This is a genomic window from Methylocystis sp. JR02, from assembly GCF_030063565.1.
Taxonomy (GTDB): Bacteria; Pseudomonadota; Alphaproteobacteria; order Rhizobiales; family Beijerinckiaceae; genus Methylocystis; species Methylocystis iwaonis.
The window spans coordinates 2,640,001-2,654,821 of record NZ_JASIRC010000001.1 but is presented as its reverse complement, the minus strand read 5'-3'; the positions used below and the strand labels follow the sequence as shown (position 1 = coordinate 2,654,821).

General features: G+C 65.3%; 12 protein-coding genes (1 of these 12 cut by a window edge). 8 read left to right on the top strand and 4 right to left on the bottom strand.

What is annotated here, in order from left to right; all coding sequences use genetic code 11:
• Positions 1-109 precede the first annotated feature (109 nt).
• The gene (locus QNA11_RS12720) at positions 110-691 is read right to left on the bottom strand and encodes a hypothetical protein (protein ID WP_202070660.1); all 582 of its coding nucleotides are present in this window, start codon (positions 689-691) and stop codon (positions 110-112) included.
• Between the two features lie 337 nt (positions 692-1,028).
• Between QNA11_RS12720 and QNA11_RS12715 the strand changes: the two genes are divergently transcribed.
• The 6 genes from QNA11_RS12715 (at position 1,029) to QNA11_RS12685 (ending at position 5,781) form a co-directional block, all read left to right on the top strand.
• Entirely contained in the window at positions 1,029-2,039 is a 1,011-nt protein-coding gene (locus tag QNA11_RS12715) for an FAD-dependent oxidoreductase (protein WP_283483310.1), read from the top strand.
• Positions 2,008-2,205 (top strand): sulfur carrier protein ThiS, encoded by a 198-nt coding sequence (gene thiS, locus QNA11_RS12710; protein WP_202070658.1) that lies wholly within the window; start codon positions 2,008-2,010, stop codon positions 2,203-2,205. The genes QNA11_RS12715 and thiS overlap by 32 nt, the downstream gene beginning before the upstream one ends.
• Positions 2,206-3,012 (top strand): thiazole synthase, encoded by an 807-nt coding sequence (locus QNA11_RS12705; RefSeq protein ID WP_283483309.1) that lies wholly within the window; start codon positions 2,206-2,208, stop codon positions 3,010-3,012. It abuts the gene before it with no gap.
• Between the two features lie 111 nt (positions 3,013-3,123).
• Positions 3,124-4,485 carry a thiamine phosphate synthase gene (locus tag QNA11_RS20620; RefSeq protein WP_349362197.1) on the top strand — a complete coding sequence of 454 codons (1,362 nt, stop codon included), beginning with the start codon at positions 3,124-3,126 and terminating at the stop codon, positions 4,483-4,485.
• Between the two features lie 11 nt (positions 4,486-4,496).
• On the top strand, positions 4,497-5,402 hold the full coding sequence (locus QNA11_RS12690; protein ID WP_283483308.1) for an SDR family oxidoreductase: 906 nt from the start codon (positions 4,497-4,499) through the stop codon (positions 5,400-5,402).
• On the top strand, positions 5,392-5,781 hold the full coding sequence (locus QNA11_RS12685; RefSeq protein WP_283483307.1) for a VOC family protein: 390 nt from the start codon (positions 5,392-5,394) through the stop codon (positions 5,779-5,781). The genes QNA11_RS12690 and QNA11_RS12685 overlap by 11 nt, the downstream gene beginning before the upstream one ends.
• A 16-nt stretch (positions 5,782-5,797) precedes the next feature.
• On the opposite strand, the gene QNA11_RS12680 is transcribed toward QNA11_RS12685, so the two are convergent.
• Positions 5,798-6,400 (bottom strand): PilZ domain-containing protein, encoded by a 603-nt coding sequence (locus QNA11_RS12680; RefSeq protein WP_281930253.1) that lies wholly within the window; start codon positions 6,398-6,400, stop codon positions 5,798-5,800.
• Between the two features lie 438 nt (positions 6,401-6,838).
• Between QNA11_RS12680 and QNA11_RS12675 the strand changes: the two genes are divergently transcribed.
• Together QNA11_RS12675 and QNA11_RS12670 are read left to right on the top strand one after the other, a co-directional pair.
• A complete protein-coding gene (locus tag QNA11_RS12675; RefSeq protein WP_283483306.1) occupies positions 6,839-8,734 on the top strand; it encodes an autotransporter assembly complex protein TamA in 1,896 nt (631 codons plus the stop codon).
• A gap of 1 nt (position 8,735) precedes the next feature.
• Positions 8,736-12,605: a translocation/assembly module TamB domain-containing protein gene (locus QNA11_RS12670; protein WP_283483305.1), complete on the top strand. Its 3,870-nt coding sequence runs from the start codon at positions 8,736-8,738 to the stop codon at positions 12,603-12,605.
• Between the two features lie 15 nt (positions 12,606-12,620).
• On the opposite strand, the gene QNA11_RS12665 is transcribed toward QNA11_RS12670, so the two are convergent.
• Together QNA11_RS12665 and QNA11_RS12660 are read right to left on the bottom strand one after the other, a co-directional pair.
• Positions 12,621-13,025: a surface-adhesin E family protein gene (locus QNA11_RS12665; protein ID WP_281930259.1), complete on the bottom strand. Its 405-nt coding sequence runs from the start codon at positions 13,023-13,025 to the stop codon at positions 12,621-12,623.
• A gap of 126 nt (positions 13,026-13,151) precedes the next feature.
• On the bottom strand, positions 13,152-14,821 hold the 3' portion of the coding sequence (locus QNA11_RS12660; RefSeq protein ID WP_283483304.1) for a beta-galactosidase. The gene runs 307 nt beyond the window's last position; the window shows 1,670 of its 1,977 coding nt (coding positions 308-1,977); the start codon falls outside the window, past its right edge — the gene reads right to left on this strand; the stop codon is at positions 13,152-13,154.

Below are 14,821 nucleotides of genomic sequence, written 5' to 3'. Positions count from 1 at the left end.
CCTTCATTGCGAGCGAAGCGAAGCAATCCAGGGCCGCCGTGGCTGCCCTGGATTGCTTCGTCGCTCCGCTCCTCGCAATGACGAGAGGGAGTCGCTTATCGGCGGTCGATCACTTGCCCCAGTTTTCGACGCTCGCGTCGCGCTTCGCATGTTCGAGATCGTCGGCATTTTGCGAATATTGGTGATTGAGCTTTTCCGCCGTCATGGCCACGGCGCCGTCCGACATAATGGCGATTTTCATCTGCTCGGTCGCCATGTGGTTGAGTTCGTTGATCCACTGATTGAGATTGAGAAGAAGCTTGTTTTTGCGGTCTTTCTGAACCGCTTGGGAGGCAGTCGTGTCGGTTGCGACGGCGATCTCGGCCTTGGTGTCGTCGATCAGCTTGTCGAGATCCTTGACCTTTGCTTCCAGCGCCGCGACCTGGTCCTGCGCGCCGTCCTTGGCCTTTTCCAGAGCGGCTTCCGTCTCTTTCTTCGCCTTCTCGAGATTGTCGAGGCCGTTCTTCAGCCAGCTCGCCTGGATGTTCAGCAGCGCGTCTTTGGCGACGCCTGTGAGGTTGAAGCCGTTCGGAATCGGGAAATAGGGGCCGAGCTTGGCGGCTTCTGCGGGCGCAGCGAAGCCGAGGGCGCCGGCGACGAACAAGGCGGCGGCGGCCGCGCGAAGACCAGCCGACATAGAGACGAGGCGCATATGATTTCACTCCCGATCAGGCGCGCCGGTTTGTTCCCTGGCGCGATTTCTTATGAACAGAGCTTGGGCGATCCGCGCCGGTCTTGCAAGCCCGCTTCCTGCCACACAAACGTCACGCGCCGCCGCCGCGGCGCTTGACGCGGGCGGCTGTTTTGCGCGAATCTTCGGACGCCGGGGGAGCCCCGCCCGGCGGCGGAAGGATCGCGCCGCCACGGGGCTGAGAGGCTGCGGAAGCGCGTTCGTAACGAACGTGGGGCGCGGCGACCCTTCGAACCTGATCCAGTTCAGATGCTGGCGGAGGGATGGTGTTCAACTCTCGTTACTTTGCAGGCGCGCCATGCTAGCGCGCGTCATCGGCGCCGGCGTCGCCGGGCTTTGCGCCGCCTATGCCTTGGCGCGCGCCGGGGCGCAGGTGGAGCTTGTCGAGCGCCAGGCGACGCCTGGCCAGGGCTGCTCGCGTTTTGCGGGCGGCATGATCGCGCCCTGGTGCGAGCTGGAGAGCGCCGAGCCGCTCGTCGCCGAGCTTGGCCAGGAGGCGCTCGCCTTCTGGACGGCCGATGTTCCCGTCGCCACTGTCGCAGGGACTCTGGTCGTCGCCGCGCCGCGCGAAGGCGCGGAGCTTTTCGATTTCGCCCGGCGGACGGATCATTTCGAGCGGCTCGGCGGCGCGGGCGTGGCCAGACTAGAACCCGATCTAGCGGATCGTTTCGACGCGGCGCTTTATTTTACGCAGGAGGCGCATCTCGATCCGCGCGCCGCGATGAAGGCGCTTGCCGACAGGCTTGCCGAAATGCCGAATGTCGTGCGGCATTATGGCGCGGAGGCGCAGGCGCTTGCCACCTCTCCCGATTGGACCGTCGATTGCCGCGGGTTCGCCGCGCGCGATGCGCTCGCCCGGCTGCGCGGCGTGAAGGGCGAGATGCTGATTCTGCGCAGCGACGAGATTTCCCTCTCGCGCCCCATCCGCATGCTGCATCCGCGCCGGCCGGTCTATGTCGTGCCGCGCGGGGAGGGCGTGTTCATGGTCGGCGCGACGATGATCGAGAATGAAGAGCGCGCGCGGGTGACGGCGCGCTCGGTTGTGGAACTCGTCAATTCCGCCTTCGCCATTCACCCGGCCTTCGCCGAGGCGGAGCTCGTCGAGACGGGCTCGGATGTGCGCCCTGCCTATCCGGATAATCTTCCCCGCCTGACGCAGCGTGGAAAGACGATCTATATCAACGGGCTCTACAGGCATGGTTTCCTGCTCGCCCCCGCGCTGGCGCGGCGCGCCGCAGAGGTTGTTCTTCGCGGCGCCTATTTTCCGGAGGTGATGGATGCAGATTCGGGTGAACGGGCGTCCGCGTGACGTGGACGCCACCACATTGGAGGCCCTGCTGCGCGAATTGGGCTATGAGCATCAGAAGGTCGGCACGGCGCTGAACCAGGAATTCGTGCGCGACAGGGACCGCGAGAAGACCACGCTGCAGGAGGGCGATGCGGTGGAGATCGTCACGCCGCGGCAGGGCGGATGAATGCAAGAGCTCATGACCGCGGCTGATCCACTCACCTTCTATGGCGCTACGCTAAGGTCGCGGCTGCTGCTCGGGACGGCGCGCTATCCCTCGCCGGCGATCCTTGCCGACGCGATCCGCGCCTCGGGCTGCGAGGTCGTCACCGTGTCGCTGCGGCGGGAGGCGGGCGGCTCGCGCGCAGGCGAGAGTTTTTGGGGCCTTATTCGCGATTTGGGGGCGCGCGTGCTTCCCAATACGGCGGGCTGCCGCACGGCCAAGGAGGCGGTTGCGACGGCGCAAATGGCGCGCGAGGTGTTCGAGACCGACTGGATCAAGCTCGAAGTCATCGGCGAGGAGGATACGTTGCAGCCCGATGTCTTCGGGCTTGTGGAGGCGGCCAAGGCGCTCGTCGACGACGGCTTCAAGGTCTTTCCCTATACGACCGATGATCTCGTTGTCGCCGAAAAGCTGCTCGACGCGGGCTGTAAGGTCTTGATGCCCTGGGCGGCGCCGATCGGGTCGGGGCGTGGCGTCAATAACGCTTTTGCGCTGCGCGCCTTGCGGGCGCATTTTCCGGAGGTCCCGCTCGTCGTCGACGCCGGGCTGGGCGCACCGTCTCACGCCGTGGCGGTGATGGAAATGGGCTATGACGCCGTGCTGCTGAATACGGCTGTCTCGCGCGCCGGCGATCCCGTCGCCATGGCGCGCGCTTTCGGGCTTGCAGCCGAGGCTGGGCGGCTCGCGTTCCGCGCCAAGCCGATGACGCCCCGCGACATGGCGGAGCCCTCGACGCCGGTGATCGGGCGGCCGTTCGAGGATATGCTCTGAGAAACTGTTGCGCGCCTGAAGGCGCGCGGTCCATTAGGGAGCATCGGACCGCGCGCCTTCAGGCGCGCAACTACGTCGCAAACAGCTTCGAAAAGCGGTAGACCGCCGCCTATGCCGACACTCACGCTCGACCCCTTCTACCTCATCGTCGATAACGCCGACTGGCTGACGCGGCTGCTGCCGCTCGGCGTGCGACTCGTGCAATTGCGGGTCAAGGATCGTCCGGAATCCGAGGTGCGCGACGAAATCCTTCGTGCGCGCGATCTCTGCCGCACCGCGGGCGCGCAGCTCGTCGTCAACGACTATTGGAAGCTCGCGATCGACGCCGGCTGCGATTTCGTGCATCTCGGGCAGGAAGATCTCGATGGCGCCGATCTCGACGCCCTGCGCCGCCACGAGGTGCGAATCGGCGTTTCCACCCATGGCGACGCCGAGCTCGACCGCGCATTGTCGATCTCGCCCGATTATGTGGCGCTCGGGCCTGTTTGGCCGACGCTGCTCAAGGAAATGAAATTCTCGCCGCAGGGCCTCGAAAAGCTCGGCGCCTGGAAGAAGCGCATCGGCGACATCCCGCTCGTCGCCATCGGCGGCCTCACGCCGGCCCGCGCATGCCTAGCGCTGGCGGCGGGCGCCGACAGCGCCTGCGTCGTCACCGACGTTCTGCGCGCCCGCGATCCGGAATCGCGGACGGTCGAATGGGTGGCGACGACGGCGCCCTGGCGCGATTCGCCGGAGCTGACGCGCGCGTTTCCCCCGGAGTTCGCCGGCGCGAGAGTATTTCCCTCGCCCAACCACGGCCCCCGTGCGCGCGGGGTCTCAGCGCTGGTGTTGCATTATACCGGCATGCCGACGGCGGAGGGCGCGCTCGAGCTTTTATGCTCGCCGATCGCGGAAGTCTCGGCGCATTATTTCGTCGAGGAAGACGGCCGCATCCTGCAGCTCGTGCCCGAGTCGCGCCGCGCCTGGCATGCGGGCGCCAGCTATTGGGCGGACGAAACCGACATGAATTCGGCTTCCATCGGCGTCGAGATCGTCCATCCGGGCCATATCGATCCGCATGATTTTCCGCCAGCGCAGATCGAGGCCGTCATTGCTCTGTCGCGCGACATTTGCGCGCGTCACAAGATCGCGCCCGAGCGCGTGCTCGCCCATTCCGACATCGCGCCGCGCCGCAAGATGGACCCCGGCGAGTTCTTTCCCTGGGCGCGTCTCGCCGCCGCCGGCGTCGGTCGTTATGTCGAACCCTTGCCGCCCGACGAGGGCGCGGCGCTCGAATGTGACGCCGCGGGCGAAGCGGTCGCGCGGCTGCAACGGCAGCTCGCCGCCTTCGGCTATAAAGTCAGTGAGACCGGCGTCTATGATGAAGATACGGCGTCGGCCGTCGCGGCGTTTCAACGCCATTGGCGGACCGCGCGGGTCGATGGGCGCGCCGACGCCTCGACCATAGACATTCTGACGCGCCTTTTGTCCTGAAGGAGTTTTACGTGGCCATTGAAAAGCGCGCCGTCGTCGTCACCGGCGCTTCGACGGGCATCGGTCTCGCCTGTGTGGAAATTCTTACGAAAAAAGGCTTCTTCGTCTTTGGGTCGGTCCGCAAGCGTGCGGACGCCGAGCGTTTGCAGTCGCGATTCGGCGACGATTTCTCACCGCTTCTCTTCGATGTCACGGACGCGGGCGCCGTCGCGCGCGCCGCGCAAGAGGTCGACGCCCGGCTCGGCGGCGCGACGCTCGCGGGGCTCGTCAATAATGCAGGCGTCGCCGTGCCCGGCCCGCTGCTGCATCTATCTATCGCCGATCTCCGGCATCAGCTCGAGACAAATCTCATCGGCCAGCTACAGGTGACGCAGGCCTTTGCGCCGCTGCTCGGCGCGCACGCGCCGCAGCGGGGCGCGCCGGGGCGGATCGTCAATATGAGCTCGGTCGCCGGCCGTTTCGCTTCGCCGTTTCTGGGCGCCTACAGCGCCTCCAAATTCGCGTTCGAAAGCATATCGGATGCGCTGCGCCGCGAATTGATGGTCTATGGCGTCGATCTCATCGTGATCCAGCCCGGCATGATTGCGACGCCGATCTGGGACAAGGCGGACAGCCGCGACTTCAGTCCTTTCGACGCGACCATCTACGGCCCCGCGGCGCGTCGCATGCGGAAATGGGCCGTCGACGGCGGGCGCGCCGCGCCGGGGCCCGAGCTGGTGGCCAAAGCCGTGCTGCGCGCCCTTACTGCGCCGCGCCCGCCCGCGCGCATCCCCGTCGCCAATGGGATCGGTCACACCTTGCCAAGCCTGCTGCCGGCGCGATTTGTAGATTGGCTCGTGGCGCGTCGTTTGGGCTTTCACGAGACGCGCGACAAGCTTCGCGTCCATCCTTCTGACGGAGACGGCAATGGCGAATGAAATGACCGCCCCGCATGGCGTCGTTTGCTGGAGCGAACTTGCCGTCCGCGATATTGCGCGCGCGCAGAAATTTTACGCCGAGACGCTCGGCTGGCGCTTCGAGGCCATGGCGGCGCCGGACATGACCTATTGGATCATCTTCTCCGGCGAGGCGCGGGTCGGCGGCATGTTCGAGATGAAAGGCGCGCAATTCGACGGCGTGCCGGAGCATTGGCTGACCTACATCGCCGTCGACGACATAGATGCGCGTCTGAAGAAGGCGGTCGAGGCCGGCGCAAAAACTTGCAAGGAGCCCTTCGACATTCCGGGCGTTGGCCGCATGGCGGTGCTGGCGGAGCCGGGCGGCGCGGTCGTCGCCTGGATAAGGCTCGAGCAATAGACGCCGTCGGCGCGCCTCAAAGGCGCGTCGTTTCGTCGATCTCCCCCGGACGGAAAGGCTTGAGAAATTCGCAGGCGACGCCGTCGTCGAGAATACCGACGACTTTCGCCGGCGTATTCCCGACCGCCACCTCGGCGCCGATCGGGATCGCGCGATCGGCTTCCAGCACGACGGCCGAGTTCGACAGGCTCTTGATGCGCACGATTTGTTCTTCGCCGCAGGTCAGCCGTAGAACCGTGAGATCCATGAAAGGAATGACGACACGACCGTGACGCCCCTCGCTATAGGCGGCGGAGCGGTTGGCGTACCACTCCAATTGGCGGGCGAGCCTCTCGCGTTTTTTCGGCATGAGATGAAAACGCATGTCGAAGCCGTTTGGCGTCGGCTGCAGGACAACGCCCGCGAAACGGCCCAGCTCATTGAGGCAAAGCGCGACCTTCTCCCCGGGCAGAATCGCGACCGGCGCCCAAAGCCGCGCGGAATGAGATGAGATTTCAATAGTCCGACAAGGATACTCCTCGTTGGACTTGAGCAGCATGTAGCGGCCTTCGAAAGTGATTTGCAGCCGCTGCTGCGTCTCCGCTTCGAAATAAGAAAATTGCTGATGCTGAATACCCATATTTGCCTCGAAAAGTTAATGGTCGGGCGGAAGCGCGCTTCAGCCGTCAAGTGGCTGCCATCCTAGCGCCGGCTCGTGCCATAAAAGTTAAGCTGGACCGTTGGTCGGCGGCATAGACGAGCGGCTGTGCGCAAACAGTTACCGAATTGTCAACAATTTGAACGGCCCCGGGGCTCGGCCTTGTTCTTCCTGGGGGAGGCGCGCAAGTAACGCGGCGTCGCTATTCGATTTTTGGCGGCCGACGCCACCGTAAAGACCGGTCGGAGCTTTTTATTTCAACGCGTTATTAACCAAGAAGGGTTCGCTAAGCTTAATGGAATGGACGCCCTTACGGTTTAATTTTATAGTTTAGTTCAAGGATATCCGTGAGATTTCATCGTGACGCCGATGCGGCTTTTCGTAAGTGCGCTTATCTGTTGCAGTATCGCGTGTGGCGAAATGTCGTCCGCGCGCGCCTTCGACTTTTTTGGCCTGTTCGGCGCGCCAGAAAAGGCCGAGCCGACCCCCGGCGCTGTCGCCTATGAGGTGACCTTCAAGGGGATCGACGACGATAAGCTCGAGCAGACCCTGAAGGACGCGTCGAATAGCTGGCGGCTGCGCCTGGAGTCGCCCGCGGCGGGGGTCGGCCTGGCGCGTCGGGTGATCGCGGATTATCCGCGCCTGACCGAGGCGCTCTGGGCGAGCGGCTATTTCAACGCAACCGTGCGCGCGAGCGTCGCCGGCGTAACCGTCTCGCCGGAGGGCAATGGAGCCGACGCGGCCGCCGCCGCCGCGGAGCGGCATCGCGGCGCTTCCCTCGCGCCGGTCGTCTTCGAGATCGATCCCGGCCCGCTGTTCAAGCTGCGCCACGTCGTCGTGTATGATGCGCGCGCCAATGCGCCGATTGATCCCACGCTTTTCCCGCGCAAGGCCTTCGATCAGGACCCGGACGATCCCGCCCGCGCCGCCGCGCTACGGGCGCGCGAGGCCGAGTGGATCGATGCGCTGCGCGAGAAATCCTATCCGCTCGCCAAGGTCGTCTCTGCGCGTCCGGTGATCCTGCATGATCTCCATGTGATGGACGTGGCGGTCACGATCGATCTGGGGCCAAAGGCCGAAATCGGCGAGGTGCATCTCTCCGGCGCGCCGGGCGTCGATCCCGATGTTATCCGCTCCTTCATCTATCTGGAGGAGGGCGAGCCTTATAGCCCCAGGAAAATCGCCGACACGCGCAAATCCATCGCCCGCATCGAGGCGCTCGGCGGCGTGAAGATCGAAGACGGCGCCCATCTCGACAAGAACGGCAATCTGCCGCTCTTCATCGAGACGACCGAGCGCAAGCGCCATGCGATCGGCGCTTCGGCGATGTTCTCCAACATAAACGGCCCGACGTTGCGCACCTATTGGGTCGATCGCAATCTCTTCGGCGGCGGCGAGCGTCTGCGTTTCGATCTCGACGGCGGCCTCGCCTATTATAATAATTCGTCCGCCTTCCTCTCCTTTCCGGAGTTGAAGGCGAGCAATCTCGTCGGCTCGGCGCGCGCGAGCTTCTTGAAGCCCGCGCTCTTCGGCACACGAAACGACCTTCTCCTCGACGCCGCGGCGGTGCGCGAGCGCACCGTTTACTACTGGGCGTCCTATGGCAATTTCAACGGCGCGATCCGCCATCGCTTCAGCGACACGGCGTCGATCCAGGCGGGGATCGAAGTCGAAGGCGGCCAGTTCAATGACGTCTTCGGCCTGCATAATTACTCGCTGCTCGGCTTCCCGGTTTCGGGCGCCTATGACAGCACCGACAATGCGCTCGCGCCGACGCGCGGCATACGCGCGACAGCCCGCGTCGCGCCTTATGTGAAGGCTTTTTCCAACGGCGTCGGCATGCTGGAGTCGAAGGGGCAATTGTCGGCCTATCACGCGCTCGACGAAGACGCCTGGTATATTCTCGCGGGGCGTGTCGCCGCCGGCTCCATCGTCGGTCCGTCGATTGCAGACGTCCCGGCCAATCGCCGTTTCTTCGCCGGTGGCGGCGGCTCCGTGCGTGGCTATCGCTATCGCTCGATCAGCCCCGACAATGGCTTCGGCTTTCCGACCGGCGGCCTGAGCCTTTTCGAAGCCTCCGCCGAAGCGCGCCTGAAGGTGACGCAGGAAATCGGCATTGTACCCTTCCTCGACGCCGGCGCGGCCTATTCCTCCTCCGTGCCGAATTTCAGTTCGACGATGCGCTTCGCGGCTGGCGTAGGCCTTCGCTACTATACGGGCATTGGTCCGATTCGTTTCGATGTCGCGACGCCGCTCAACCCGAGGCCGGAGGACAGTCGCCTCGCCATCTTCCTCGGCATCGGAGAAAGCTTCTGATATGCGCAAGCCTTCTCGCGGCCTTCTGATCGCCGGCGGCCTCGCGGCTTTTGTGATTCTCGGCGCAGGCGCCAGCGTCTATTCGATCAATAGCGCCTCGGGCGGACGCTCGCTGGCGCGCATCGTTTCCGAGGCGGCCTCTACGCCCGACTTGAAGATCGAGATCGGCGCAATCGACGGCGTTCTGTCGGCGGCGCCGTCCGTGCGCGACATCGTCATCTCCGACCGCGACGGTCCCTGGCTGAAGATCGACCGCGTCGCCGCCAAATGGTCGCGTCTCGCGTTGCTTGGCATGAAGCTCGATGTCGACCAAATCGACATCGGCGAAGCAGACGTGCTGCGCGCGCCGGTTGCGGCTGCGGAAAAGAAGCCCGAACAAAACAGCGACGGCGGAACCTTCCCTCCGAAGCTGCCCATCGGCGTTCGGCTGGGCGAGCTAGCGCTGGCCAAGCTCGTTCTCGCCGAGCCGGTGTTGAACGCCGCCGCCGCGCTCTCAATTCACGCGGGCGCCGAGCTCACCGGGTCCGCAGCGAGCGTGCGGCTGGAGGCGCAACGGCTCGATGCGCCGGGGTCGATTGGCGTCGACGCGGCTTATGCGGCGCAAGGCGACAGGTTGCGAATCAAACTCGGAGCCTCGGAGCCCGGCGACGGCCTGATCGCGCGTCTTGCGAAAATACCCGGCCTGCCGCCGGTGGAAGCCTCCATCGATGGCGAAGGCCCGCTCGGCGCTTTCGTGGCGAAGATCGCCGCCAAGGCGGGCGAGGCGGGCGCCGAGGGCGCGGCCCGCATCACGCGCGAGGGCGCCGCGCGCCGTTTCGACCTAGATCTCGCGGCGCGGCTTGCCGATCTCCTGCCGCAAGACCTCGCATCGCTTTTCGCCGACGCCACGAAGCTCGAAACAACGGCGCATATCTCCGACGACGGCGCTAAGACGCTCGACCGCCTCGCGCTCGCGGCTTCGGCTTTCAAGCTCGACGGCGCCGGCCGGATGGGCGTCGACGGCAAAGCGGTTGGCAAGGTCAATCTCGCGGCCGCCGATCTCGCTCCTTTCTCGCGCCTCGCCGGCCGCCAATTGCGCGGCGCCCTCGATCTTTCCGCAGATGTCGCCGGGGCGCCGCTCGACGGCGCGATGGAGGCGGCGCTCGACGGCGCTGTGACGTCGCTCGCCTCCGGCGTTTCGGCCGTGGATGGGCTTGCGGGCGAGCGTCTGCGTCTGACGGGCAAGGTCGCAATGCTTCCCGGCGGCGGATTTGCGTTCGACAAGCTTGCCCTTACGGGCGAGCATCTCTCCGCCGTTGTCGATGGCACCGCGATGACAGAAAAAGCCGCTATCGACGCCAAGATCGACTTGCCGGAATTACGCTACGCCGGCCTGCCGCTCACCGGCCGCGCCAATATTGCGGCGTCGGTGACGGGAAGTCTCGAAAAGCCCGACGCGACGCTTCTTGCGACGCTCGAAGACGCCAGCGCCAATGGCCGTCCGATCCCCAAGCTCACCCTGCAGGGCGAGGCGCACGATCTGCTCGGCCGTCTCGCCGCCCTTGCGACGCTCGACGGCGTTGTCGATCGCAAGCCGGCGCGCGGCCACCTTTCTCTCGCCCGGACGGACGCGGGCTGGACGCTCGACGATGTCGATGTCGCCATTGGCGGCGCGACGGCGAAGGGCGCGCTCGCGATAGACGGCGCCGGGCTCACGAACGGGCGCCTGCGCATCGCCGCGCCGAGCCTCGACGATCTCTCGGCGCTCGCGTTGCAAAAGCTCGGCGGACGCCTCGACGCCGATATTGTGCTGGAAGCTTCGAACGGCGGGCAGAATGCGTCGATCGATGCGCAGGGCGTGGGCATAGAGGCGGCAGGCGCCGGGGTCGGCAGGCTCGCGGCAAAATTTTCGGCCCGCGACGTCCTGCGCCGGCCGGCGCTCGATGGGGATGTCTCGATCGATAACGCGCGTTTCGGCAAGGAGACGATCGGCAAGGCGCGCCTGCTCGCGCGGCCCGCCGCAGATGGCGCGGCGGCGCTCGATCTCACCTTGGATGCCCGCGGCTTCAATATCGCCAGCCGGGCGACGCTCACGCCGGGCGAAACCACCCGGCTCGACATTGCGCAATTCTCCGCGCAACGCGCCGGCAAGAAAATCGCGCTGGCGCAGCCGGCCGTCGTCACCCTGCAGCATGGCGCGGTGGCGCTCAAAGGCCTTGCCCTCGCGCTCGGCTCCGGCCGCCTCGACATAGACGGCGTCGCCGGGGAGCGTCTCGACATCGCCGCCAAGGCGCGCGCCGTGCCGCTCTCGATCGCCTCGATCGTTGATCCGTCTCTTGGCCTCGACGGCGTGCTCGACGCCGAGGCGCGCGTCACCGGAACGAAAGCCGCGCCGGAGGGCGACTGGCGCGTGAAACTGGCCAAGGTCAGCGCGCCGCAGCTACGCTCCAACGGCCTGCCGGCTGTCGACGTCTCCGCCAATGGCCGCCTCGCCAATAAGCGCACGACCCTCGACGCCGACGTCGGGCTCGGCGCGTCGAGCAAGCTGAAGATCACGGGCTCGGCGCCGCTCGGCGAGGGCGCGCTCGATCTTGCCGTCAAAGGCGCGCTCGACGCCGCGCTCGCCAATACGATGCTCGCGGCGAACGGCCAGACGGCGGCCGGCAAAGCCAATGTCGATCTGCGCCTCACTGGCCCGGCGGCAAGCCCGATCATCGGCGGCGCGGTCACGATCGCCGACGCAGCCTTCAACGATCCGCTCAACGGCGTGAGCCTCACGAAGATCAGTGGAAAGATCGAAGGCCGCGGCCGGGAGCTCACAATCGACGGCCTCACCGCCCAGACGAAAAACGGCGGGCGGATCGCCGTTGCAGGCAAAGTGACGGTCGCGCCCGACGCCGGCATGCCCGGCTCCATCCGTATCGGCGCCAACAACGCGCAGCTCGCGTCGACGGACATCGTCTCGTCGACCGGCGATCTCGATCTCACGATCAGCGGCGCGCTGGCCCGCAATCCCAAAATCTCCGGCAAGGTCAATCTCGACTCGATGGACGTCAGCGTTCCCGATCGCCTGCCGGCCAATCTGAAGCCGCTGCCGGGCTCGACGCACATCGACGCCAAGGGCTTCGCTGCGCAAATGCTGGCGCTCGAAAAGAAGCAGCGGGAAAAGGCTGCGCACAAATCCGGGTTCGACGCGGCGCTCGATCTCGCGCTTTCGGCTCCCAATAAGATTTTCGTGCGCGGGCGCGGCATCGACGCCGAGTTCGGCGGCGATCTGAAAATCTCGGGCACGATCCAGAATCCCAATGTGCAGGGCGGCTTCGAGCTGCGGCGCGGCAAGATGCAGCTCCTCACGCAGCGCATCGATCTTACGCGCGGCAAGCTCACTTTCGCCGGCGGGCTGACGCCGGCGCTCGATTTCGAGGCGGAGACCACGGCCTCCGACATCACGGCGAAGATCGACATCACCGGGCCGGCGGCGTCGCCCTCCTTCGCTTTCTCGTCGACGCCGGAGATGCCGCAGGACGAAGTGCTCTCGCGCCTGCTTTTCGCCAAGGCATCAGGCGCGCTCACGCCCTTTCAGGCCGTGCAGCTCGCGGCGGCGCTCGCGCAGCTCTCCGGCGCAGGCGCGGGAGTCGACGCTTTCGAGAAAATGCGCAAGGCGCTCGGCGTCGATTCGCTCGATCTCGACGCGGGCGGCGGCAATGGGCCGACGGTGGGCGCGTCGCGCTATATCGCCAATGGCGTGAACGTCGGCGTGAAGACGGGCGCCAACCCGCAGCAAAGCTCGGTCAATGTGGGCGTCGACGTGACGCGCGGCGTGCGCCTGCAAAGCGAGACCAGCATGAGCGGCGCGACCTCGCTCGGCATTGGCATAGAGCACGAGTATTGAGATGACGCGCGGGCCTCACTCCGTCTCGCAAAGTTTTTTGGAGAGGCCGAGGTAGTAAGCCGGGACTTTGGACCAGGTCGATTGCGCCGGATAATCGCTGCGGCGGGCGCCTGTCGCCATATGCCCGTCGAACCAGCTTCCGCCTTCCGAGCGGTAGGCGTGTTTCGCGCAGTCGATCGTCACGCGCTCGATCTCGGACAATCCCTTTTGTGAAAGCTTGAAAGCCGCCGCCTCGGGAGATTGCGCATCGTAATCGGTGAGGGCGCGCGCGAAAACGGCGCCCTCTGGCGTTTTCTGGCGAGACGCGGGGTCGAGATAGATCTTGGACAAGCCGTCCTGCGATACGAGCCGCCATTCCGCCGAAGCGGCCGATGCGTGCAGCAGGGCGGCGAGAAGGATGCAAAAGGCGCTGTTTTTCATGACGGCTAAGATTTCCGTTTTCATTCACAGCGTGCTGAAAGCCCGACGATCACCCTCTGCGCGAGCGTCGGGAATGACAGCGAACCAACCAAGCGGATCGCGTATGATGCCTAAAAAGGGTCACGCCTACTTTTCCGTCAACGAGTCCTTACGAAAGGCGGCAACGCCGCAGGGTGGCAGCTTCGTTTCGCCAAGCAGCAGCCACGCGTCGCCAACGAGCGAAGATATATCCGCCGTCTCGGGACCATAGTTGAAAACATAACGCAAGCCGCCATTGTCCCGAACCCGGATGTCTTGCGGCAATCTCGACGTTTCGACGCCCGCTTCGGCCAGGAGGCGGGAGACGATGGCGTCAGCAAGCGTTTCATCCGGCCAACCGCCGAGATAATAGCGGTGGCCGCATTGCGCGAGGGCGCATTCCCCGTCGCGCGACGCCATGGCGATCGCCGCCTCGTCGCCCAGAACCAGAAACTCCCGCCACCGTTCGAAATGCCCCGGATGTCCGTCGCTCATCGGAATGACGGCGCCCGGCCGCAAGCTTTCGACGCGCCGGACGCGCAAGTCGATCAGGCTCTGAAGGGCGCCGGGCGGCAGGGCGGCCGGGATGTTGAAATGCTCGGTTTTGGAGCCGGCGCGCGGCCCGGCGAGGATCACCGCGGCGTTGTTCGATAGCCCTTCGACCAGAGACTCACCGGCTGTAAATAGCCCCGGCAGCAGGATGAGCTTGCGATCAGCGACGGTTTCGGCCGTTGGCGGACCGATGTCGATCGAAACGCCCGCGCGCCGCAATGCGCGATAGAAGCGCATGACAAGTTCGCTATAAGAGAAATCCTGACCCTGCGGTTGGATCTTCCAGGCCCAGTCGCTCTCGTAGTCGAAAACGACGACGACCTCCGCGCGCCGGCTCCCGACATGTGCGGAGAGCGCGGCAAGCTCTCTCGCCACATCCTGCGCCTCGTGAAAGGCTTCGTTCGGTTCGGAATTTGGCAATAGCAGCGCCTCATGCATCTGCTCCTGCGCGAAAGGCGCCTGCCGCCAGCGGAAGTAGCAAACTGTTTCCGCCCCCGCGGCAAAGGCCTCATGCGCCCAGAGCCGCACCGCCCCTTTCGCGGGGGCGGGATTCCACGGCGCCCAATTCACGGGGCCGGGCTGCTGCTCCATGACCCACCAGCGGCCGCGCCCGCAGCCCCGATAGAGGTCGTGGTGGAATGCCTGAAAATCAGGGTCGCCGACGCGCATGTAGCGCGACTTGAAAGCCTCGCTATTGGGGCTGCGTTCCAGAAAGCCGAGCGGGTAGCTGTCCCAGGCGGCGGCGTCGAGGTCCCGCGACAGCGCGAAATGATCGAAGGCGGTGAAGGCGCCCATGAAATTATGCAGGATCGACCGGCCGGGCGAATATCTGCGGATGATATCCGCTTGCCTTTTGTTGAAGGCGACAATCTGATCGGACGAGAACCGCTGGAAGTCGAGAAGATGGGAAGGGTTGGCTTCCGTCACCGTGAGATTGGGGAGCTCGATCTCCTCGAAGGACGAGAGCTCCATCGACCAGAAGACATTGCCCCAGGCCTCGTTGAGCGCCTCGATCGTCTCATATTTGCCCCGGCACCAATCGCGGAAGGCGGCGAGCGCCGCTACTGAATAGCTCTCGACCGTATTATGGCAGCCGAATTCATTGTCGGTCTGCCAGGCTGCGACGGCGGGATGGGCCCCGAATTCCTGCGCAAGGCGCGTCACGATGCGATCGCATTCGCGCGCATAGCCCTCGTGGCTGAAGCAATAATGCCGGCGCGAGCCGA

What these genes read in the sequence shown, in the direction of transcription:
- QNA11_RS12720 (WP_202070660.1), bottom strand. Translation starts at nt 691, where the DNA reads ATGCGCCTCGTCTCTATGTCGGCTGGTCTTCGCGCGGCCGCCGCCGCC.
- QNA11_RS12715 (WP_283483310.1), top strand. Translation starts at nt 1,029, where the DNA reads ATGCTAGCGCGCGTCATCGGCGCCGGCGTCGCCGGGCTTTGCGCCGCC.
- thiS (WP_202070658.1), top strand. Translation starts at nt 2,008, where the DNA reads ATGCAGATTCGGGTGAACGGGCGTCCGCGTGACGTGGACGCCACCACA.
- QNA11_RS12705 (WP_283483309.1), top strand. Translation starts at nt 2,206, where the DNA reads ATGCAAGAGCTCATGACCGCGGCTGATCCACTCACCTTCTATGGCGCT.
- QNA11_RS20620 (WP_349362197.1), top strand. Translation starts at nt 3,124, where the DNA reads ATGCCGACACTCACGCTCGACCCCTTCTACCTCATCGTCGATAACGCC.
- QNA11_RS12685 (WP_283483307.1), top strand. Translation starts at nt 5,392, where the DNA reads ATGGCGAATGAAATGACCGCCCCGCATGGCGTCGTTTGCTGGAGCGAA.
- QNA11_RS12680 (WP_281930253.1), bottom strand. Translation starts at nt 6,400, where the DNA reads ATGGGTATTCAGCATCAGCAATTTTCTTATTTCGAAGCGGAGACGCAG.
- QNA11_RS12675 (WP_283483306.1), top strand. Translation starts at nt 6,839, where the DNA reads ATGTCGTCCGCGCGCGCCTTCGACTTTTTTGGCCTGTTCGGCGCGCCA.
- QNA11_RS12670 (WP_283483305.1), top strand. Translation starts at nt 8,736, where the DNA reads ATGCGCAAGCCTTCTCGCGGCCTTCTGATCGCCGGCGGCCTCGCGGCT.
- QNA11_RS12665 (WP_281930259.1), bottom strand. Translation starts at nt 13,025, where the DNA reads ATGAAAAACAGCGCCTTTTGCATCCTTCTCGCCGCCCTGCTGCACGCA.